19 protein-coding genes, 3 tRNA genes and 1 pseudogene are annotated in these 20,133 nt (G+C 73.6%); 14 read left to right on the forward strand and 9 right to left on the reverse strand.

Annotated features, from left to right (window positions below; genetic code table 11):
* A complete protein-coding gene (locus tag SLP03_RS20110; protein ID WP_319462160.1) occupies positions 1 to 561 on the reverse strand; it encodes a peroxiredoxin in 561 nt (186 codons plus the stop codon).
* 304 nt (positions 562 to 865) lie between these two features.
* On the opposite strand from SLP03_RS20110, the gene cimA reads away from it, so the two are divergent.
* Complete coding sequence (cimA, locus tag SLP03_RS20115) at positions 866 to 2,446, forward strand: citramalate synthase (RefSeq protein ID WP_319462161.1); 1,581 nt, start codon at positions 866 to 868, stop codon at positions 2,444 to 2,446.
* Between the two features lie 6 nt (positions 2,447 to 2,452).
* Here cimA and SLP03_RS20120 read toward each other — a convergent pair whose 3' ends face one another.
* Complete coding sequence (locus SLP03_RS20120) at positions 2,453 to 3,445, reverse strand: endonuclease/exonuclease/phosphatase family protein (RefSeq protein ID WP_413644567.1); 993 nt, start codon at positions 3,443 to 3,445, stop codon at positions 2,453 to 2,455.
* A gap of 232 nt (positions 3,446 to 3,677) precedes the next feature.
* Between SLP03_RS20120 and SLP03_RS20125 the strand changes: the two genes are divergently transcribed.
* The 6 genes from SLP03_RS20125 to arfB all read left to right on the forward strand — a co-directional run bounded on the left by SLP03_RS20125 (position 3,678) and on the right by arfB (position 8,458).
* The gene (locus tag SLP03_RS20125) at positions 3,678 to 4,727 is read left to right on the forward strand and encodes a MoxR family ATPase (protein ID WP_319462162.1); all 1,050 of its coding nucleotides are present in this window, start codon (positions 3,678 to 3,680) and stop codon (positions 4,725 to 4,727) included.
* Complete coding sequence (locus SLP03_RS20130) at positions 4,724 to 5,731, forward strand: DUF58 domain-containing protein (protein WP_319462163.1); 1,008 nt, start codon at positions 4,724 to 4,726, stop codon at positions 5,729 to 5,731. The genes SLP03_RS20125 and SLP03_RS20130 overlap by 4 nt, the downstream gene beginning before the upstream one ends.
* On the forward strand, positions 5,728 to 6,687 hold the full coding sequence (locus tag SLP03_RS20135; RefSeq protein ID WP_319462164.1) for a VWA domain-containing protein: 960 nt from the start codon (positions 5,728 to 5,730) through the stop codon (positions 6,685 to 6,687). The genes SLP03_RS20130 and SLP03_RS20135 overlap by 4 nt, the downstream gene beginning before the upstream one ends.
* Before the next feature lie 60 nt (positions 6,688 to 6,747).
* Entirely contained in the window at positions 6,748 to 7,605 is an 858-nt protein-coding gene (locus SLP03_RS20140; RefSeq protein WP_319462165.1) for a S1C family serine protease, read from the forward strand.
* Between the two features lie 115 nt (positions 7,606 to 7,720).
* On the forward strand, positions 7,721 to 8,023 hold the full coding sequence (locus tag SLP03_RS20145) for a hypothetical protein (protein ID WP_319462166.1): 303 nt from the start codon (positions 7,721 to 7,723) through the stop codon (positions 8,021 to 8,023).
* Positions 8,024 to 8,032: 9 nt separating this feature from the next.
* A complete protein-coding gene (arfB, locus tag SLP03_RS20150) occupies positions 8,033 to 8,458 on the forward strand; it encodes an alternative ribosome rescue aminoacyl-tRNA hydrolase ArfB (RefSeq protein WP_319462167.1) in 426 nt (141 codons plus the stop codon).
* A gap of 102 nt (positions 8,459 to 8,560) precedes the next feature.
* Here arfB and SLP03_RS20155 read toward each other — a convergent pair whose 3' ends face one another.
* Entirely contained in the window at positions 8,561 to 9,427 is an 867-nt protein-coding gene (locus tag SLP03_RS20155) for a 3-methyladenine DNA glycosylase (protein WP_319462168.1), read from the reverse strand.
* 34 nt (positions 9,428 to 9,461) lie between these two features.
* On the reverse strand, positions 9,462 to 10,865 hold the full coding sequence (locus SLP03_RS20160; RefSeq protein WP_319462169.1) for a hypothetical protein: 1,404 nt from the start codon (positions 10,863 to 10,865) through the stop codon (positions 9,462 to 9,464).
* 184 nt (positions 10,866 to 11,049) lie between these two features.
* Here SLP03_RS20160 and SLP03_RS20165 point away from each other — a divergent pair, with 184 nt between their 5' ends.
* The 4 genes from SLP03_RS20165 (at position 11,050) to SLP03_RS20180 (ending at position 12,495) form a co-directional block, all read left to right on the forward strand.
* Positions 11,050 to 11,853 carry a fumarylacetoacetate hydrolase family protein gene (locus tag SLP03_RS20165; RefSeq protein WP_319462170.1) on the forward strand — a complete coding sequence of 268 codons (804 nt, stop codon included), beginning with the start codon at positions 11,050 to 11,052 and terminating at the stop codon, positions 11,851 to 11,853.
* A gap of 106 nt (positions 11,854 to 11,959) precedes the next feature.
* Positions 11,960 to 12,031: transfer RNA gene (locus SLP03_RS20170), tRNA-Gln, on the forward strand.
* 138 nt (positions 12,032 to 12,169) lie between these two features.
* Positions 12,170 to 12,242: transfer RNA gene (locus SLP03_RS20175), tRNA-Glu, on the forward strand.
* Positions 12,243 to 12,422: 180 nt separating this feature from the next.
* Positions 12,423 to 12,495, forward strand: a tRNA-Glu gene (locus SLP03_RS20180).
* A 102-nt stretch (positions 12,496 to 12,597) separates the two neighbouring features.
* Here the strand turns inward: SLP03_RS20180 and SLP03_RS20185 are convergent.
* Positions 12,598 to 13,284: an IclR family transcriptional regulator gene (locus tag SLP03_RS20185; protein WP_281584509.1), complete on the reverse strand. Its 687-nt coding sequence runs from the start codon at positions 13,282 to 13,284 to the stop codon at positions 12,598 to 12,600.
* 49 nt (positions 13,285 to 13,333) lie between these two features.
* Here SLP03_RS20185 and leuC point away from each other — a divergent pair, with 49 nt between their 5' ends.
* The 3 genes from leuC to SLP03_RS20200 all read left to right on the forward strand — a co-directional run bounded on the left by leuC (position 13,334) and on the right by SLP03_RS20200 (position 16,222).
* Positions 13,334 to 14,779, forward strand: a complete 1,446-nt coding sequence (gene leuC / locus SLP03_RS20190) for a 3-isopropylmalate dehydratase large subunit (RefSeq protein WP_319462171.1) — start codon at positions 13,334 to 13,336, stop codon at positions 14,777 to 14,779.
* A gap of 17 nt (positions 14,780 to 14,796) precedes the next feature.
* Positions 14,797 to 15,384: a 3-isopropylmalate dehydratase small subunit gene (gene leuD, locus SLP03_RS20195; protein WP_319462172.1), complete on the forward strand. Its 588-nt coding sequence runs from the start codon at positions 14,797 to 14,799 to the stop codon at positions 15,382 to 15,384.
* A gap of 175 nt (positions 15,385 to 15,559) precedes the next feature.
* Positions 15,560 to 16,222, forward strand: a complete 663-nt coding sequence (locus tag SLP03_RS20200; RefSeq protein WP_319462173.1) for an HU family DNA-binding protein — start codon at positions 15,560 to 15,562, stop codon at positions 16,220 to 16,222.
* A gap of 227 nt (positions 16,223 to 16,449) precedes the next feature.
* On the opposite strand, the gene SLP03_RS20205 is transcribed toward SLP03_RS20200, so the two are convergent.
* From SLP03_RS20205 to SLP03_RS20220, 4 genes and pseudogenes are all read right to left on the reverse strand, one after another.
* A complete protein-coding gene (locus SLP03_RS20205; protein WP_319462174.1) occupies positions 16,450 to 17,331 on the reverse strand; it encodes a bifunctional NUDIX hydrolase/histidine phosphatase family protein in 882 nt (293 codons plus the stop codon).
* Between the two features lie 40 nt (positions 17,332 to 17,371).
* Positions 17,372 to 19,690, reverse strand: coding sequence for an RNA degradosome polyphosphate kinase (locus SLP03_RS20210; RefSeq protein ID WP_319462175.1), 2,319 nt, complete (start codon positions 19,688 to 19,690; stop codon positions 17,372 to 17,374).
* A gap of 53 nt (positions 19,691 to 19,743) precedes the next feature.
* Positions 19,744 to 19,941 (reverse strand): cold-shock protein, encoded by a 198-nt coding sequence (locus SLP03_RS20215; protein ID WP_319462176.1) that lies wholly within the window; start codon positions 19,939 to 19,941, stop codon positions 19,744 to 19,746.
* Positions 19,942 to 19,964: 23 nt separating this feature from the next.
* Positions 19,965 to 20,133 (reverse strand): annotated as a pseudogene (locus SLP03_RS20220) (2-phospho-L-lactate guanylyltransferase); the annotation flags it as partial.

Consider the following 20,133-nt stretch of genomic DNA (forward strand, 5'->3'; position numbering starts at 1 on the left):
TCAGGCACCGGCGCCCGCGAGCAGCGTGGTGGCGTCCAGGGTCGCGCCGCCCTTGTTCCAGTTGCACGGGCAGAGCTCGTCGGTCTGCAGGGCGTCGAGCACCCGCAGCACCTCGGAGACGTTCCGGCCGACCGAGCCGGCGGTCACCATGGCGAACTGGATCTCGTTGTCCGGGTCGACGATGAAGGTGGCCCGCTGGGCGACGCCGTCCTCGCCGAGCACCCCGCAGTCGGCGGTCAGCTCGCGCTTGATGTCGCTGAGCATCGGGAAGGGCAGCTCGCGCAGGTCCGGGTGGTCCTTGCGCCAGGCGTAGTGGACGAACTCGTTGTCCACGGAGACGCCGAGCACCTGGGCGTCCCGGTCGGCGAATTCGCCGTTGAGCCGGCCGAACTCGGCGATCTCCGTCGGGCAGATGAAGGTGAAGTCCTTCGGCCAGAAGAAGACCACCCGCCAGTTGCCCTGGTGGGACTTGTGGTTGATCGTCTCGAACGCCTTGTCGGCGTCGAGCGACACACAGGCGGTGAGTTCGTACTCGGGGAAGCGGTCACCGACAGTGAGCACGGGTCCTCCTTGGCAGCGGCTTGTCAGCGGCGCGAGGCCGGTAACTGGATCGGTTCCAGATACTTCCGCAGCGATGTTTTTGCCTGGTGGCGGTCGGACGACTTGTGAAGTCGATCACGGGGTCCCGATATGTGGATTGTGCCTCCCAAAACCACGGCCGGGGTGGCAAAGTACCGATCGTGACCAGCTCCGTCCTGATTATTGGCAGCTAGCGCGCCGGCCTTCCCTCTCGCCGAGCGCGCAGACCTCCTGCATCCCGCGGGGGGTCTTTTTGTTGCCCCCGTGGTTCGAGAAGAGGACTTCCATGACCTTCCAGGTGTACGACACGACGCTGCGCGACGGCGCCCAGCGCGAGGGGCTCAGCTACTCGGTGGTCGACAAGCTGGCGGTGGCCCGCCTGCTCGACGACTTCGGGGTCGGCTTCATCGAGGGCGGCTGGCCGGGCGCCGTGCCGAAGGACACCGAGTTCTTCCGGCGCGCCCGCACCGAGCTGGAGCTGCGGCACGCGATCCTGGTCGCCTTCGGCGCCACCCGCAAGGCCGGGGTCGCCGTCGACGCCGACCCGCAGGTGCGTGGCCTGCTGGACGCGCGGACCCCGGCGGTCGCCCTGGTGGCCAAGGCGGACCTGCGGCACGTGCAGCGGGCGCTGCGCACCACCGCCGCCGAGAACCTGGCGATGATCCACGACACGGTCACCCACCTGGTGGCCGAGGGGCGCCGGGTCTTCGTCGACGGCGAGCACTTCTTCGACGGCTACCGGCACGACCCGGCGTACACCGCCGCGGTGGTGGAGACGGCGCTGGCGGCCGGCGCCGAGCGGATGGTGCTCTGCGACACCAACGGCGGGATGCTGCCGTCCCAGATCACCGCCGCCATCGCCGACCTCACCGCGCGCACCGGGGTCGACCCGGAGCTGCTCGGCATCCACTGCCAGAACGACACCGCCTGCGCGGTGGCCAACACCATCGCCGCCGTCGAGGCCGGGGTGCGGCACTTCCAGGGCACCGCCAACGGGTACGGCGAGCGCCCCGGCAACGCCGACATCTTCGCGGTCGTGGCCAACCTCCAGCTCAAGCTCGGGCTGCCCGTCCTACCGGCGGGCTGCCTGGAACAGATGGTGCGCGTCTCGCACGCCATCGCCGAGATCGCCAACATCGCCCCCGACACCCATCAGGCGTACGCCGGGGCCGCCGCCTTCGCCCACAAGGCGGGGCTGCACGCGAGCGCGATCAAGGTCGACCCGTTGCTCTACAACCATGTGGACCCGTCGGTGGTGGGCAACGACATGCGGATCCTGGTGACCGAGATGGCCGGCCGGGCCAGCGTCGAGCTCAAGAGCCGCGAGCTGGGCGTGGACCTGGCCGGCCATCCGGAGGCGCTGTCCCGGGTCACCAGCCGGGTCAAGGAGCTGGAGGCCGGCGGCTGGTCGTTCGAGGCGGCCGACGCCTCGTTCGAGCTGCTGGTCCGCTCCGAGCTGCCGGACCGGGCCGTGCCCCGGCCGTTCGCCCTGGAGTCCTATCGGGTCCTGGTGGAGCACCGGGAGGACGGCGCGGTCATCTCCGAGGCCACCGTGAAGATCCGGGTCCGGGGTGAGCGGGTGATCGCCACCGCCGAGGGGAACGGCCCGGTCAACGCCCTGGACGAGGCGCTGCGGGTCGGGCTGGCCCGGCACTACCCGGAGCTGCGCGAGTTCGAGCTGGCCGACTACAAGGTCCGCATCCTGGAGGGCAGCCACGGCACCGGCGCGGTGACCCGGGTGCTGGTGGAGACCGCCGGCGCCGGCCGCGACTGGACCACGGTGGGCGTCCACCCGAACGTGGTCGAGGCGTCCTGGCACGCCCTGGTCGACGCCCTCACCTACGGGCTGGACCGCGCGCGGGTGTGACGCCGGTCAGGCGGCGGGCAGGCGGATCTCGGCGAGGACGGCGCGGTGGTCGCTGCCGGGGACATCGTGGACGGTGACCGACCGGACGGCGATGCGGTGGTCGACCAGGACGTGGTCGATGGTGACCGGCGGGATCGGGTCGCCGTCGTAGGGGCCCCAGGTGCCGGCCAGGCCGGCACCGGCCTGATCGGCGGCGTCGGCGTACCCGGTGGCGATCAGGGCGCGCAGCGGGGCGTGGTCCAGCGTGGCGTTGAAGTCGCCGGCCAGGACGCTCAGCCGGCCGTGCGGGGTGGCCGGTGGCTGCGCCCGCAGGTCGGTCCACCAGTCCGGGACCACCTCGACGGCGTACGGGGCGGCCGGGTGCGCCGACTCGACCCGCAGCGGCGGCGCGCCCGGTACGGCGAGGGTCCCGTAGGCCTGGGTGAAGAAGAAGCCCTGGTTGCGGCGCACCCCCACCTCGGCGAGCGGGAAGCGGGCGTAGATACCTGAGCCGGTGGTGCCCACCTCGGGGTTGAGCTGCCGGTAGGGCAGCAGCTCGGCCAGCCCCCGCCGGTCCAGCTCGGCCGCGATCTGCGGGGTGAACTCCTGCACGGTCAGCACGTCGACCCGGTGCGCGCGGACCAGGTCGACCAGGGTGCGCGGGTCGGCGCCGCCCTTGAGCAGGTTGGCGGTGAGCAGCCGCAGGGTGGGGCCGTCGGCCCCCGGCTGGCCGGCGGCGAAGGCGCGGGGCGCCACCACGCCGATCAACGCCAGCGCCGCGACGGCCGCGACCACCGCGGGCCAGCGGCGCCGCAGGGCGAGTGCCAGCACGAGCGGGGCCAGCGCCCCGACGGCGACGTACGGGGTGAAGGCGACCGCCTGTACGAGTGGTCCCCGTTCCAGCCCGGCGAGCCGGAGCGCCGCCCAGGCCGCCCCGGGCACGACGCCGAGCCAGCACGCCGCCGTCGCCACCCGGTGGCCTCGCCGTTCGATCCGTCCCTGACGCGTCCCCGTGGTCACCGCGTCCACCGTACCGGCCTTGCACCTGGTCGTCGCCAACTGAGCGACGCACCCATCGTGCTGCCCCCCGCCCCGGCGGGGGCCAGCGCCGTATGGGACGCCCTGCGTCGGGGCGTACCGCCCGCGCGGTTACCGACCGGGCGGGGGAGTTTGCCCCGATCCGGGCGACGAAGGGTCGCCGAGGGGCTGATAATCCGACGTTTGCCCCACCGCCGGCCGGGAAGCAAGCACCGTGACGGACATCTCGGACACCCTGGCCAGCGTGCCCAGCCCGGTCGATGCCGATGCGAGCGGCGTCGAGCTGGACCAGACCCTCTTCGAGGTCAAACGCGTGATCGTCGGGCAGGATCGCCTCGTCGAACGCCTGCTCACGGCCCTCATCGCCAACGGGCACTGCCTCCTCGAGGGAGTGCCGGGCGTGGCGAAGACGCTCGCCGCCCAGACCCTCGCCCGGGTCGTCGGTGGCACCTTCTCCCGGATCCAGTTCACCCCCGACCTGGTCCCCTCGGACATCGTCGGCACCCGCATCTACCGCGCCTCCACCGAGACCTTCGACGTCGAACTCGGTCCGATCATGGCCAACCTCGTCCTCGCTGACGAGATCAACCGGGCCCCGGCCAAGGTGCAGTCGGCGCTGCTGGAGGCGATGGCCGAGCGGCAGGTCTCGATCGGCGGGCGGAGCTGGCCGGTCCCCGACCCGTTCCTGGTGCTCGCCACCCAGAACCCGATCGAGTCGGAGGGCGTCTACCAGCTCCCCGAGGCGCAACGCGACCGGTTCCTGATGAAGGTCGTCGTCGACTACCCGAGCGACGCCGACGAGCTGGCCATTCTCTACCGGATGAGCGCCGACCGGCCCACCCCCCGGCAGGTGCTCGACCCGGACCGGCTGCGCGAGCTGCAGCGGCGCGCCGGCCACGTCTTCGTGCACCACGCGCTGGCCGAGTACGTCGTCCGGCTGATCCTGGCGACCCGGGACCCCGGCCGGTTCGGCCTGCCCGAGCTCGCACCGCTGGTGGCGTACGGGGCGAGTCCCCGGGCCACCCTCGGCCTGGTCGCCGCCGCCCGGGCCCAGGCGCTGCTGCGTGGCCGCGAGTACGTGCTGCCGGAGGACGTCCGGGAGTTGGCGGTGGACGTGCTCTCCCACCGGCTGGTGCTCTCCTTCGACGCGGTCGCCGACGGGGTCCCCGCCGAGGCGGTGGTGCGCCGGCTGGTCGAGGCGGTGCCGCCACCCCGGGTCGCCGCCGGTCACCCCGAGGTGGCGCCCGACCTGGCGGCGGCATGAGGCGCCGCCCCCTCCCGCCCCTACCGGCCGAACCCGGCCTGGCCGACCTCACTCCCGACCAGCGGCTGCGCCGGCTGGAACTGACCGTGACCCGCCGGCTCAACGGGCTGCTGCACGGGCAGCACCATGGCCTGCTGCCCGGTCCGGGCAGCGAGATCGCCGGCAGCCGGGAGTACCGCCCCGGCGAGGACGAGGTCCGTCGGATGGACTGGGCGGTCACCGCCCGGACCACCGTCCCGCACGTGCGCGAGGTCGACGCCGACCGGGAGCTGACCACCTGGTTGCTGGTGGATGCCAGTCCCAGCATGGAGTACGGCACCGCCGCGCTGGACAAGCGCGAACTCGCGGTGGCCGCCGTCGCCGCGGTCGGCTTCCTCACCGCCGGCGTCGGCAACCGCCTCGGCGCGCAGGTGCTCGGCCCGGACGGCCTGCGCCGGTTCCCGGCCCGCAGCGGCCGTACCCACCTGTTCGGGCTGCTGCGTGCGCTGCTGGCCGCCCCGCGCGCCGGCGGGTACGACGAGGAGACGGCTCCGCTCGTGCCGCCCACGCTGATCGACGGGCTCGACGGCGTGCAGCGGGCGGCGAACCGGCGCGGGCTGGTCGTGGTCGTCTCCGACTTCCTCGACGGGCTGCCCGACGACCCGGCCGGCACCCCGCCCTGGGAGGCGGCCCTGCGTCGGCTGGCCGTCCGGCACCAGGTGCTCGCCGTCGAGGTGACCGACCCGCGCGAGCTGGAGCTGCCGGACGTCGGCCTGATCACCCTGGTCGACCCGGAGACCGGCCGGCGACGCGAGGTGTGGACCGGCGACCGGGCCCTGCGGGAGCGGTACGCCGAGGCCGCCGCCGCCCAGCGCGATCAGGTACGCGCCGCGCTGCGCCGGTCCGGGGCGACCCACCTGGCGCTGCGTACGGACCGGGACTGGAGCGTCGACATCGTCCGGCACGTGCATTCCCAGCGTCGGCTGGCCGCCGTGCCGGCCGCGGCCCGGGGAGGTGCCGCGTGAACTGGCAGTCGCCCGCCCGGCTCTGGCTGCTGCTGGGGGTGCTCGCCCTGGTGGCGGGCTACCTGGTGATGCAGCGCCGCCGAAGCCGGTACGCCGTCCGCTTCACCAACCTGCGCCTGCTGGACCGGGTCGCCCCGCAGCGGCCGGCCTGGCGCCGGCACGTCCCGGCGGGGCTGTTCCTCGCCATGCTGGCGCTGCTGGTGGTCGGCTTCGCCCGGCCCAGCGCCGAGGTGCGGGTGCCCCGGGAGCGGGCCACGGTGATGGTCGCGGTGGACGTCTCCACCTCGATGCTCGCCAACGACGTCGACCCCGACCGGCTGAGCGCGGCGAAGGAGGCCGCCCGGCGCTTCGTCGACGGCCTGCCGGACGAGTTCAACGTGGGGCTGGTCGCCTTCGCCGGCAGCGCGGCGGTGCTGGTGCCGCCGGGCACCGACCGGGAGGCGTTGCACGAGGGGATCGAGCGGCTGAACGAGGGGATCACCGGGGTTCAGGGCACCGCGATCGGGGAGGCGATCAGCACCTCGCTGGGGGCGGTGAAGAGCCTGGACAGCAACGCGGCCAAGGATCCCCCGCCGGCCCGGATCATCCTGCTCTCCGACGGGGCCAACACCTCCGGCATGGACCCGATGGAGGCGGCCGCGCAGGCGGTCGCGGTCAAGGTGCCGGTGCACACCATCTCGTTCGGCACCCCGTCCGGCTCCGTCGACCGGGGCGGCCGGGCGATCCAGGTGCCGGTGGACGGACAGACCCTCAAGGCGGTCGCCGACGAGACCGGCGGCGGCTTCCACGAGGCGTCGACCACCGCCGAGCTGCGCGCCGTCTACGAGGACATCGGCACCTCGGTCGGCTACCGCAAGGAGCGGCAGGACATCTCCGCCCGCTTCATCGGCCTGGGACTGGTCTTCGCCATGGGCGCCGCGGCCGGATCGCTGCGGTGGTTCTCGCGCCTGCCCTGACCGCGGCACGGACACGTGCTGACCGCACCTGATGCCGCACGACACGTGAGGAGCGCACGGATGACAGTGCAGCCCGGACTGGGGGAGCCACGCGGTCCCTGGTTCATCTCCCCGGACCTCGATCCGGAAGGGCGCGGACGCTGGGACGTACCGGGATCGGACCGGGATCCGGGGCGGCGCCGGCCCGGCCGGTGGCTGACCGCGCTGGCGGTGGTGGCCCTCTCCAGCATCTGCGGTGCGGCGGCCGGCGGGTGGGTCGCCGGCCGGGACGCGCCCGGGCCCGCCGCGGCCTCGGCGGCGCCGGTCCCGGCGGAGCTGGTCACCGCCGCCCAGAAGACCGTGCCGGGGGTGGTCTCGGTGATGGTCGGCGGGGCCTCGGGGTCGTCCGCGACCGGCTCAGGCTTCGCGATCGACGACCAGCAGCACATCGTCACCAACGACCACATCCTGGCCAGGGGTGGCGGTGGGCCGGTGACGGTGGAGCTGCCGGACGGCCGACGGTTCACCGCCGAGGTGATCGGGCGGGAGCCGAGCAGCGACCTGGCCGTGCTGAAGGTGCCCGCGTCGGCGGGGCTGACGCCGCTGCCGCTGGCGAAGCCGAACTCCGTCCGGGTCGGCGAGCCGGTGCTCGCGGTGGGTTCCCCGCTGGGGTTGGCCGGCACGGTGACCGCCGGCATCGTCAGCGCGTTGAACCGGCAGGTGCGGATCGGCTCGGGCCGGCACACCGCGGTGCAGACCGACGCGTCGATCAACCCCGGCAACTCCGGTGGCCCGCTGGTCAACGCCCGCGGTGAGGTGGTCGGGGTGAACACGGCCATCGCCACCATCGACGGCAACGGCTCGATCGGCATCGGGTTCGCCATCCCGATCGACCAGGTCCAGCAGACCGCCGACACCATCATCGGCCGGGGCGGCTGACCGGCCCCGCGGCCCTGCCTGCGGAGCGCGCACCCGGATCGGGAGAACTGTCGGATACCCGGCGGGCGACCATCGGGGCATGGAAATATTACGCTGAGTATGGATACTGGCGTGGGTGGAGCAAGCTGTCATCGCGGCCCTCCTGCTGGTGGGCCTGCTGATCGGATGCGGAGTCGGCGCGGCGTACGCCCGCGCGAAGCGCGGGTGGACGGACTACAAGGTCATCAAGAGCACGGTTCCCGGTGCCCGGCGGACCGCCTGGCTGGCGATCCGTGCGGTCTTCACCAAGGTCGGGGTGATCGCGCTGCTGCTGGTGGGCGCCGCGGCGTACGCGGCCACGAGCTCGGACCACGAGCGGGCCGGCCCGACTCCCACGCCGACCCTGACCCCCGCCCCGACCCGACCCGCCGGACGATAGCCTCGGGGGGTGGACGACGGACTGCGGGTGACCGACCGGGTGGTGGTCCCCGGCGGCGAGCTGCGGGAGCGATTCTCCCGTTCCTCCGGCCCGGGCGGGCAGGGCGTCAACACCACCGACTCGCGGGTAGAGCTCAGTTTCGACCTGGCCGCCTCGCCCAGCCTGCCCGAGCCGCTGCGGGACCGGGCGCTGCAACGGCTGGCCGGCCGGCTGGTCGACGGCGTGCTGACCATCGCCGCCAGCGAGCACCGGGCGCAGTTGGCGAACCGGGAGGCGGCCCGGGAGCGGATGGTCGCCCTGCTGCGGGAGGCGATCGCACCGCCGCCGAAGTCGCGCCGCCCCACCCGCCCGTCCCGGCGCGCCAAGGAGCGGCGGCTGACCGACAAGAAGCGTCAGGCCCAGCGCAAACGCGACCGCCGCGTCGACGGCGACTGACCGGAAAAATGGCGTGCGGGCGGTCCCGTCGTCGCCTTCAACCCGCGCGCCCGCCGGCTCTACGGCCGCGGGGGACGCGGGCCGGCTGACCGGCCCAGTCGCTCAGTCGAGGGCGGCCAGCAGCCGCGCCCGCAGTGTGCCGGCCCGGTCGGCGACACCGCGCTGCGCGGCGGCGTACTCGGCCCGGCCGTCCGGGGTCTCCACCCGCACCGGCGGATACCCGAGGTAGGCGAGGTCGTACGGGCTGGCCCGCATGTCCAGCGTGCGGATCTCCCGGGCCAGCGCGAAGCAGTCGGCGACCAGCTCGCCCGGCACCAGCGGGGAGAGCTTGTACGCCCACTTGTAGAGGTCCATGTTGGCGTGCAGGCAGCCCGGCTGCTCCAGCGCGTGCTGGCTCTCCCGGGTCGGGGTGAGCAGGTTCAACGGCCGGGCCGGCGCGGTGAAGAACCGGTACGCGTCGAAGTGGCTGCACCGCACGCCCCGCTCCTCGACGACGGCGGCGGTCGCAGCCGGGCTCAGCCGGAGCGGCCAGGCGTTGTGGCGTACCTCGTCCTGGGTCTGCCGGTAGACCATCGCCCACTCGTGCATGCCGAAGCAGCCGAGGTGCGCCGGCCGGCCGGCGGTCGCCGCGAGCAGCGTACGGATCCAGTCGACCGACTCGGCACGCCGCGCGCGTACCCGATCGGTGTCGAGGGTGAGGCCGGCGGCGGTGGCCCGGTAGTCCCGGCCGAACTGGGCCGGGTCCGCGTCGCGCAGCACCACCCCGGCGCCCGGGTGCCAGCGGCGCAGCTGGGCGGGGCGGTGCGAGTAGTACGTGAAGAGGAAGTCCTCCACCGGGTGCTTCACCCCGGTGCGCCGGCGGGCCAGGTGCGGGGCGAGCCAGGCGTCCACCCGCTGCTCGTGGGCGCGCCGACGGGCCTGCCAGTCGGCCACGTCGAGCGCGGCGGCGGGGGCGAGGGCGGCGGTCACGGACCCCAGGGTACGACCGCCGCCCGGCCGCCGGTCAGGGCACGTCCACCCGGACCCCGGCGGAGAAGACCCCGCTGCGCAGCTCCAACTGCTTCGGCGGCTGGCTGCCGTCGACCGTGAAGACCAGCGGCAGCACCACCCGGCTGCCCCCGGCGACCGGCTGGGCGAAGACGTCCCGCCCCAGGTTGGCGACCCGGGTGGCGGTCTCGTCGGTGCTGACCCAGTTGCCCCCCGCCAGGTACGCCCGCTGCAGCTGCCCGTGCCAGGTCTGCTGCTCCGGGGTGAGGTTGCGCACCCCGACGGTGGCCTGGCACTGCCGGCCCCCGGAGACGGCGGCCGGCAGTTGGCCGGTTGCCGCGCAGGCGACCCGGTAGACGGTGAACTCGAACGCCGACTCGCGCAGCGGCACGCCCACCGTGCCGGTGACGCTCCGGCCCATCCAGGCGCCGCTGGTCGGCTGCTTGGTGGTGTCGATCGCGGCGACCCGCTGGGTGGCCGTCCAGGCCGCCGCGCCCACCACGCCGGCCAGCACCACCGCCGCCACCCCCACCACCAGCCAGATCGGCGGTCTGCGGCGCCGTGCCCCCGCCGGCGCGGGCAGCGCCGCGCGGGTGTAGAGCTTCCCGCCGTCCGCCGGGTCGCCAGCCGGCGCCGCGGTCCTGGTCGGCGCGGTGCCGCCCGGCGGAGTGCCGACCGGCGTCGCGGAGCGCTGCCGGCGGCGCTGCCACCACCACCAGAGCACGCCGGCGGTGACGACCAGGACCGCGGCCAGCGCCGCGAGCAGCACCGGCGGCCGGCGCCAGACGGGCGCCGCGGTCACCTTCGCAGCCGGTACCGGGGCCGCGCTCCAGGTGGCGGTCGAGCAGTCGTACGGCCGGGTGCCGTCGGTGCCGTACGCGCAGGCCGGCGCGGTGACCGGGCGGCCGGGCGCGGTCATGGAGAGCGCGGTGTTCAGCGTGGTGGTGCTCCGCGCCGGCAGGCGGAGCCGCCAGGTCACCTCGCCGGCGGTGGACGCCCCGGTCAGGCGGCTGGCCCGGCCACCGCCGGTGACGGTGGTCGCGGACGTCCCGGCCGGCAGCTCCTGCCGTACCGTCGTCTCGACCATGCTGCTCCCGCCGTTGCGCACCTCGATCCGGTACGCCGGCATCGGCGTGCCGGCCGGCGCCACCCGCACGGTGACCGGTGGCATCGACTGCGGGACCGGCGCCGCCGAGGTCGGCGCCACCGCGGGCGGCGCCGCGGGGATCCCGGTGCCGGCCGGCACCGCGGGTGTCCCGGTGGCGGCCGGCGCGACCTGCGCCACCGCCCGGGGTGGCGGCGCGCCGGGTGCGGCCGCCGCTCGGGGTGCCGTGCCGGTCAGCGCCGGCGCGGCGGCGAGGACGCCGAGGCAGTTCACGAACACTGCGAGGGCTCTGTGGTGTCGTCTCGATGCAGGCATACGAACGCACCTCCGGACCCGAAGCTATGGGGCCGGGACCGCCGGGCGGGTACGAAGTCGGCATTCCCGCCCGGCCGGCGGGCCGACCGCATACCCTGCCGCCGGCCGCTCCGGTTGGGCCCGGCAACGTGCCGGTGGTCGCACGCGGGCGTGCCGCGCCCGTGGTCGGGGATAGATTGGCCGGGTGCGTATCGCTCGTTTTGCTCATGCCAAGGGAATGTCGTTCGGGGTCGTCGAGGGCGAGTCGGGGGTCGGGCTGCAGGGCCTGACCATCGCCGAGATCGAGGGGCACCCGTTCGGCCAGGTCCAGTTCTCCGGCGCCCGGTGGGCGCTCTCCGACGTCCGGCTGCTCTCGCCGATCCTGCCCAGCAAGGTGGTGTGCGTGGGCCGCAACTACGCCGAGCACGCCGCCGAGCACGGCAGCGAGGTGCCCAAGGAGCCGCTGCTCTTCCTGAAGCCGTCCACGTCGGTGATCGGGCCGCGCGACGCGATCCGGCTGCCGATTTTCTCCAAGCAGGTCGAACACGAGGCGGAGCTGGCCGTGGTGATCGGCGCCCCGGGCGCGCGCCGGGCCGACCGGGCCGCCGCCGAGCGGGCGATCTTCGGGTACACCTGCGCCAACGACGTCACCGCCCGGGACCTGCAACGCTCGGACGGGCAGTGGACGCGGGCCAAGGGCTTCGACTCGTTCTGCCCGATCGGTCCGTGGATCACCACCGGGCTGGACGTCTCCGATCTGGAGATCCGGTGTGAGGTGGGCCGCGACCCGGAGGAGATGGAGGTACGCCAGCTCGGTCGGACCAAGGACATGGTCTTCGACGTGCCGGCCCTGGTGTCGTACATCTCGCACGTGATGACGCTGCTCCCCGGCGACGTGGTGCTGACCGGCACCCCGGCGGGGGTTAGCCCGCTCACCGAGGGGGATACGGTCACCGTGCGGATCGAGGGGATCGGCGAGCTCACCAACCCGGTGGTGCCCGTCGTCTGATCCGTCCGACGCCTCGTTTTCGCAGGTCACGTGCGGTTCGGGGGGTTGGATTTGGCCTGTCGGCACCGGGAGGGTAAAGTTCACTCCCGGCGCCGCAAGGGGCCAATGGGGTATGGGGTAATTGGCAGCCCGACTGATTCTGGTTCAGTTAGTCTAGGTTCGAGTCCTGGTACCCCAGCGCAGCCGTGGGTTCGCGAGAATCCCGGGTCGCTGGATTCTGGCGGAGTTCCGCTCCGTTCCTCCTCGCGAGGGGCAGCGGTCGAGCTCTGATAGAGTGCAGCTTCCTCGCCACCAGAGCGAGGAAGCAAAAAGTTCTGGCCCCGTCGTCTAGTGGCCCAGGACGCCGCCCTCTCAAGGCGGTAGCGCCGGTTCGAATCCGGTCGGGGCTACAGCGTTGACAGCCCGTCCCATCTCGGTGGGGCGGGCTTCTTCATGTCCGGGCTGGCTGTGGCTCGGATCCCCCGTCTTCCCGTGGTCGCGGCTGTCCACCCCGTCTTCGCCGCGGGGATCCGGTGCGGCTAGACTACTGCCGCGCTGCTCGTCAGCGCGGTAAAGCAGGAAAAGTGCCTGGCCCCGTCGTCTAGTGGCCCAGGACGCCGCCCTCTCAAGGCGGTAGCGCCGGTTCGAATCCGGTCGGGGCTACAGCTCGAACGGCCCGTCTCGCTCCGCGAGGCGGGCCGTTCGCCTTACCAACCCCTCGCCTCCCGCCCGGCCCTGAATATCCCAGGGGTGCGGGGGTGGGGGTCAGAGGCCGGAGAGGCGTTGGCCGGCTCGTACGACGGCCATGGCGTGGCGTTCACCGGGGCGGCGGCCGAGGCGCTCGATGGGGCCGGAGATGCTGACCGCGGCGATCACCCGGCCGGTGCGGTCGCGGATCGGGGCCGAGACGCTCGCCACACCGGCCTCCCGCTCGGCGACGCTCTGCGCCCAGCCGCGGCGGCGTACCTCGGCCAGGGTGCGGCCGGTGAACTTCGAGCGGGGCAGCAGCGGCATCACCGCCTCCGGCGGCTCCCAGGCGAGCAGGATCTGCGCCGCCGAGCCCGCCGTCATCGGCAGCACCGAGCCGACCGGCACGGTGTCCCGCAGGCCGCTGGCCCGTTCGGCGGCGGCCACGCAGATCCGCTCGTCGGCCCGGCGCAGGTAGAGCTGCGCGCTCTCCCCGGTGGCGTCGCGCAGCGCGGAGAGCAGCGGCTCCGCCGCGGTCAGCAGCACGTCCGGCGCGGCGTTGGCCAGCTCCCCGAGCCGGGGCCCCGGGCGCCAGCGCCCCTGGGTGTCCCGGACCAGCATCCGGTGGATCTCCAACGCCTGTGCCAGCCGGTGCGCGGTGGCCCGGGGCAGCTTGGTCCGTTCAACGAGTTCGGCGAGGCTGGCGCCGTCGACACAGGCGGCCAGGATGACCACCGCCTTGTCGAGAACGCCGACACCGCTCATACTGTGTCCCACAAGCCGAAACTTACCTCCCAGAATTTAGGATGTCCAGATGGTGGGAGTCACTCCTGAGCCGAGGACCCTGGCCGAGAAGGTCTGGGCCGCGCACGTCGTACGATCCGCCGCCGGCGAGCCGGATCTGCTCTTCATCGACCTGCACCTCCTGCACGAGGTCACCAGTCCGCAGGCCTTCGACGGGCTGCGGCTGACCGGCCGCCCGGTCCGTCGTATCGACCTGACGATCGCGACCGAGGACCACAACACCCCGACCGGGTACGCCGACCCGGCGTTCCGCGAGCGGCGCGGCGACCTGCTCACCATCGCGGACCCCACCTCCCGCACCCAGATCGAGACGCTGCGCCGCAACTGCGCCGAGTTCGGCGTACGGCTGCACCCGCTGGGCGACGAGAACCAGGGCATCGTGCACGTCATCGGCCCGCAGCTCGGCCTCACCCAGCCCGGCATGACGATCGTCTGCGGCGACTCGCACACCGCCACCCACGGCGCGTTCGGCGCGCTCGCCTTCGGCATCGGCACCAGCGAGGTGGAGCACGTGCTGGCCACCCAGACGCTGCCGCAGGCCCGGCCGAAGACGATGGCGGTGACCGTGACCGGCCAGCTCGCCCCGGGCGTGACGGCCAAGGACCTCGTGCTCGCGCTGATCACCCAGGTCGGCACCGGCGGTGGGCGGGGCCACATCGTGGAGTACCGGGGCGAGGCGATCCGGAACCTCTCCATGGAGGGGCGGATGACGATCGCCAACATGTCCATCGAGTGGGGCGCCAAGGCCGGCATGATCGCGCCGGACGAGACCACCTTCGGGTACCTGAAGGGGCGGCCGAACGCGCCGCAGGGCGCGGACTGGGACGCGGCGGTCGACTACTGGCGGACGCTGCCCACCGACGAGGGCGCGACCTTCGACGCCGAGGTGACCCTGGACGCGAGCCGGATCACCCCCTTCGTCACCTGGGGCACCAACCCCGGGCAGGGTGCGCCCCTGGGCGCCGCCGTGCCGGACCCGGAGGAGTTCGTCACCGAGTCCGAGCGGGCCGCCGCCCGGCGGGCGCTGGAGTACATGGACCTCAAGGCGGGCACCCCGCTGCGCGACCTGGCGGTGGACGTGGTCTTCGTCGGCTCCTGCACGAACGGTCGGCTGGAGGACCTGCGCGCCGCCGCCGACGTACTGCGCGGGCACCGGGTCGCCGACGGCGTACGGATGCTGGTGGTCCCCGGCTCGGCCGCGGTGCGGGAGGCGGCCGAGGCGGAGGGGCTGGACAAGGTCTTCGCCGACGCCGGCGCCGAGTGGCGCTTCGCCGGCTGCTCCATGTGCCTCGGGATGAACCCGGACACCCTGTCGCCGGGCCAGCGCTCGGCCTCCACCTCCAACCGCAACTTCGAGGGCCGCCAGGGCCGGGGCGGGCGTACCCACCTGGTGTCCCCGCCGGTCGCCGCCGCCACCGCCGTGGTCGGCCGGCTGGCCGCCCCCGCCGACCTGTAGAAGGGCAGCTGCTCGCGATGGACAAGTTCACCACCCACACCGGCACCGCCGTGCCGCTGCGCCGCTCCAACGTGGACACCGACCAGATCATCCCCGCCGTGTACCTCAAGCGGGTGACCCGGACCGGTTTCGCGGACGGGCTCTTCAACGCGTGGCGGGAGGACCGAGCATTCGTGCTCAACGATCCCGCCCATTCCGGTGCGTCGATTCTCATCGCCGGTCCCGAGTTCGGCACCGGCTCCTCCCGGGAGCACGCCGTCTGGGCGCTGCGGGACTGGGGCTTCCGCGCCGTGATCTCTCCCCGCTTCGGTGACATCTTCCGCGGCAACGCGCTCAAGGAAGGACTCCTTCCGGTGGAGCTGGAATTGAAAGCCGTCGAGGAACTCTGGGGTCTGGTGGAATCCGACCCGACCACCCCGATCACCGTCGACCTCACCGCCCGCCAGGTCCGGGCCGGGGACGCCACCTGGGCGTTCCCCCTGGACGACCACAGTCGCTGGCGGCTGATCGAGGGCTTGGATGACATTGGACTCACCCTCCGGCACTCGGCCGAGATCAGTGCCTTCGAGGCGTCCCGGCCGTCGTTCCTGCCGTCGGTGGCATAGCCGTACGCCGGACCCCACATCGGTTTTCGCCCCTACCGGCCCGGCCGGTAGGGGCGAATCCGTTACGACGCAAGGGCTTTTTTCCACCGAATGTTTGTGTCCAGGCAGCATCGGGCATACCGTGCGCGCAGAATGGCTCGCGTCGAGTCAGTTGCACAATCGTCGGGAGGAAGTCGTGAACAAGGCCGAGCTCATCGAGGCGCTCGCCGTTCGCCTGGGGGACCGGAAGACGGCGTCGACCGCGCTCGACGCGGTTCTCGCTGAGGTCCAGGCGGCGGTCACCAAGGGCGAGAAGGTGGCGATCACCGGATTCGGAGCGTTCGAAAAGCGCGTCCGGGGCGCCCGAACAGCGCGTAACCCGCGGACCGGTGAGGCGGTGAAGGTCAAGAAGACCTCCGTACCGACCTTCCGCCCGGGCGCCGGCTTCAAGGAGATGGTGGCCAGCGGCAAGGCGCCGAAGGCCACGGCCGCCGCCAAGAAGACCGCCGCGGCCGCCGCCAAGACCACCGCCGCGAAGGCGGCCGGGGCCAAGGTGACCGCCGCGAAGAAGACCACCACGGCTGCCGCCGCCAAGAAGACCACCGCGGCGAAGGCCGCCAAGACCACCGCAGCCACCAAGAAGGCCGCCCCGGCGAAGAAGACCGCCGCGGCGACCAAGGCCGCGGCCAAGAAGGCGCCCGCGGCCAAGAAGGCGCCCGCGGCGAAGAAGGCGCCCGCGGCCAAGAAGGCGCCCGCGGCCAAGAGGACCACCGCCGCCAAGAGCACGGCGGCCAAGAAGGCGCCCGCGAAGGCGCCCGCGAAGAAGGCGCCGGCCAAGAAGGCGGCCGCCCGGCGCTGACCGGCTCCGACCCGGAGGGCGCCCACCGTCGTGGTGGGCGCCCTTTTCGCGTACGACCGCAGCGCCCCCGTTGACCGACGACCCGGGCCGCACGCACAATCGCCGTGCCGAACACCCCCGTCGGTTCCGAAAAAAGGCGGCGGTACGGCCAGCGACCACCTCCCGGTCGCGGTCACCCTGACCCTGCCCTGACCGCGCCGCCGGTCCCGCCAGGCGGCCGGGGCGGCTCAGAGCCGGTCGGCGGCGAGCAGGCGGTCACCGGTGAAGGCGAGCAGCCACCCGCCGCCCTTCGGGGTGGTGAAGTCGCCCGCCCGCCCGGCCAGCCGTTCCAGGGCCGCCGGCAGCACCCTGCCCTGGCTGCACACCGCCACCGGCTCCCCGGCGGCGGCCAGCGCGGCGAGGCACGCGGCGGCGGCCAGCGCGCACTCTTCCGGCTGCTGGCCGGGTTTCGGCTCGTCGAAGTCGCCGACCACCTCGATCGGCAGGTCCAGCAGAGCGGCGGCCGGATCCAGGGTCTGCAGGCAGCGGCGGGCCGAGGCGGACAGCAGGCGTACCGGGCGGACCAGGGCCACCAGCCCGGCCAGCGCCTGCGCCTGGGCCCACCCGGTGGCGTCCAGCGGCCGGCCGGTGTCCGGCCCGGACCAGGTGCCCCGCTTGCCGGCGTGCGCGTGCCGGACCAGCAGCACCGTGGCCGTCACCGGCGGCAGCGCCGCGAACGCGGCGAGCACCTCGGCGTCGTGCGGGTAGCTGACCAGGCGTATCGCCTCGTCGACGGGGAGCCAGCGCACCTCGTCGACCTCGGTGTCCGGCTGGAAACCGCCGGCGGTCACCGCCCGCATAGACCAGTGGTCCACCCGCTTGGGACGGCCCTCGCTGCGGTAGCGGACGGTAGGCAGCCGGACCTGCGGCACCGCCCGGACATCGGTCTCCTCGGCCATCTCGCGGACCGCCGCCAGGAGCGGGTGCTCGCCGGACTCCAGCTTGCCCTTGGGCAGCGACCAGTCGCCGTACCGGGGCCGGTGCACGAGGCAGACCTCGACGCCACGGGCACCCGGCCGCCAGGCGACCCCGCCGGCCGCCCGGATGCCCACCGGCTCCTCGTCCGTCATCCGCCCACCGTAAGCCCGGCCGGTGCCCGCCGTGGCCCGCTCAGCCAGCCGTCCCGCCGACCCGTTGCAGCAGCAACTCCTGCAGGTGCGTCAGGGGTGCGTCGTCGGTGCCGGTACGCCGGGTCCAGGTGCCGTCCCCCGCCAGCTCGAACGCCTCCACCTCCGGGCTCATCGCGGTGGTCAGCACGTGGTCCAGCTCGGCCCGGGCGACCGGGTCGCTCACCTGCACCAGCGCCTCCACCCGGCGATCCAGGTTGCGGTGCATCAGGTCGGCCGAGCCCATCCAGAACTCGGCGTCGCCGTTGTTGCCGAACCGGAAGATCCGCGAGTGCTCCAGGAACCGGCCGAGGATCGAGCGGACCCGGACGTTCTCCGACAGCCCCGGCACCCCGGGCCGCAGCGTGCACATGCCCCGGATCAGCAGGTCGACGTGGACCCCGGCGCGGGACGCCCGGTACAGCGCATCGGTGATCCCCTCGTCGACCAGCGAGTTCACCTTGAACTGCACCAGCCCCGGCATGCCCAGCCGGACGTGGTGGATCTCCCGCTCGATCCGCTCGAGCAGGCCGCTGCGGATGCCCTGCGGCGCCACCAGCAGCCGCCGGTAGGCGGTCTGCCGGCTGTACCCGGTCAGCACGTTGAACAGGTCGGTCAGGTCGGCGCCGATCTCCGGGTCGGCGGTGAGCACGCCGAAGTCCTCGTAGAGCCGGGCGGTCTTCGGGTGGTAGTTGCCGGTGCCGATGTGGCAGTAGCGGCGGATCTGATTGCCCTCCTGGCGTACCACCAGGGCGGTCTTGCAGTGGGTCTTCAGCCCGACCAGGCCGTAGACGACGTGGCAGCCGGCGCGTTCCAGGGTGCGGGCCCAGCCGATGTTGGCCACCTCGTCGAAGCGGGCCTTCAGTTCGACCAGGACCACCACCTGCTTGCCGGCGGCGGCGGCGTCGACCAGCGCGTCGACGATGGGGGAGTCGCCGCTGGTCCGGTACAGGGTCTGCTTGATGGCGAGCACGTTCGGGTCGGCGGCGGCCTGCTCGATGAAGCGCTGCACGCTGGTCGCGAACGAGTGGTACGGGTGGTGCACCAGCACGTCCCCGTCCCGCAGCGTGGCGAAGACGCTGCGCGGCACCTCGCCCTCGGCGAGCCGGGGATGGGTGGCGGGCACGAACGGCGGGTCCTTCAGTGCCGGGCGGTCCGCCTCGCCGTACACCTGCCAGAGGGCGGAGAGGTCGAGCAGGCCGCGGACCCGCAGCACGTCCTGGCCGTCCATGTCCAGCTCGCGGACGAGCAGCTCCAGCATGCGGTCGGAGATCGACGCGGTGACCTCCAGGCGGACCGGCGGGCCGAACCGGCGCCGGGCCAGCTCCCGCTCCAGGGCCTGGAGCAGGTCCTCGTCGCGGTCCTCGTCGACCTCCACCTCGGCGTTGCGGGTGACCCGGAACAGGTGGCACTCCACCACCTGCATGCCGGAGAAGAGCTGCCCGAGGTGCACCGAGATGAGGTCCTCCACCGGCAGGAACCGCACGCCCGGGGAGTCCCGCGCCACCCGCACGAACCGGGGCACGTTGTTGGGCACCTTCACCCGGGCGAAGAGCTCCGACCCGCCGTCCGGGTCGCGTACCGACACGGCCAGGTTGAGCGACCGCCCGGAGATGTACGGGAACGGGTGCGCCGGGTCGACGGCGAGCGGGGTGAGCACCGGGAAGATGTGCTCCCGGAACCAGGTGCGCAGCCGCTCCCGCTCGGGGTCGTCCAGCTCGCTCCAGCGCAGGATCCGGATGTCCTCGGCGGCCAGCTTCGGCAGCACGTCGTCGACGAAGCAGCCGGCGTGCCGGGCCGTCAGGTCGGCGGTCCGCTCCGCGATCAGCTCCAGCTGGGTCCGCAGCGGCAGCCGGTCCCCGCCGCGGACCGGCAGGCCGGCGGAGAGCCGGCGCTTCAGCCCGGCGACCCGCACCATGTAGAACTCGTCCAGGTTGCCGGCGAAGATGGCCAGGAACTTGGCCCGCTCCAACAGCGGGGTACGCGGGTCCTCGGCCAGCGTCAGCACCCGGGCGTTGAAGTCCAGCCAGGAGAGCTCCCGGTTGAGGAACCGGTCCTCGGGCAGCGGCGGCGCCGGTGACGGCTCGGCGTCGGCACCGGCCGGAGGGCGGAGGTCCGGCCCGGTGACCGGGTCGAGCACCTCCTCCAGGCCGGCCGAGGCGGCCGCGGCGTCGGGGGAGTCCGGCTCCCGGAGCGGGGTCTCCTCCGGGGCGTGGAGGGTACGGAAGCGGCCGTCGACGTCGCGGGTGCGGGCGCCGTTGCGGGGCTCAGCCGGGTCGGTGGCGTGCTGCGGGCGGTCGGGTTGCTCGCGAGGGGTGCTCACCTGCTCATAATCACCCGTTTTTGGTTAACGCAAAATGAACTTGGCCGGGGTGATCAGGCCATCGTCGGCAACGTCACCCGGACCACCGCGCCCGTCGCATCGACGTCGATGCGTACCCGCTGGCCGAGCCGGAGCAGGCGCAGCCCGGAGGCGTCGAAGGCGCGGGCCGGAAAGGCCAGCTCGGTGCCGTCGTCGAGGAGCAGCACCCCGCTGCGGGTCGACGCGTCGTAGGTGGCCACCGTGCCCTGCATGCCAGCACCGTACACCGGGCGGGTCAGGCCGGGGTGGCGGCGGCGCCGGCCCCGAGCAGCGCCGCGGTGCGCGGGCCGAGGCCGAGTCGGGCGGCCGCGGCCAGGTCGGCCGCGGTGTCCACGTCCCGGCGCAGGCCGGGGCCGTCGCCGGCCAGCGGCAGCGCCCCGCTCGCCGCGTGCGCGGCCGCCGAG

The sequence above is a fragment of the Micromonospora sp. RTP1Z1 genome (genome assembly GCF_033804685.1).
Taxonomy (GTDB): Bacteria; Actinomycetota; Actinomycetes; order Mycobacteriales; family Micromonosporaceae; genus Micromonospora.

Excerpts from the sequence above, each read along its gene's own strand:
- leuD (WP_319462172.1), top strand. The coding sequence starts at position 14,797 with ATGGACAAGTTCACCACCCACACCGGCACCGCCGTGCCGCTGCGCCGC.
- SLP03_RS20215 (WP_319462176.1), bottom strand. The coding sequence starts at position 19,941 with ATGCAGGGCACGGTGGCCACCTACGACGCGTCGACCCGCAGCGGGGTG.
- SLP03_RS20185 (WP_281584509.1), bottom strand. The coding sequence starts at position 13,284 with ATGAGCGGTGTCGGCGTTCTCGACAAGGCGGTGGTCATCCTGGCCGCC.
- cimA (WP_319462161.1), top strand. The coding sequence starts at position 866 with ATGACCTTCCAGGTGTACGACACGACGCTGCGCGACGGCGCCCAGCGC.
- SLP03_RS20205 (WP_319462174.1), bottom strand. The coding sequence starts at position 17,331 with ATGACGGACGAGGAGCCGGTGGGCATCCGGGCGGCCGGCGGGGTCGCC.
- leuC (WP_319462171.1), top strand. The coding sequence starts at position 13,334 with ATGGTGGGAGTCACTCCTGAGCCGAGGACCCTGGCCGAGAAGGTCTGG.
- SLP03_RS20160 (WP_319462169.1), bottom strand. The coding sequence starts at position 10,865 with ATGCCTGCATCGAGACGACACCACAGAGCCCTCGCAGTGTTCGTGAAC.
- SLP03_RS20130 (WP_319462163.1), top strand. The coding sequence starts at position 4,724 with ATGAGGCGCCGCCCCCTCCCGCCCCTACCGGCCGAACCCGGCCTGGCC.
- SLP03_RS20140 (WP_319462165.1), top strand. The coding sequence starts at position 6,748 with ATGACAGTGCAGCCCGGACTGGGGGAGCCACGCGGTCCCTGGTTCATC.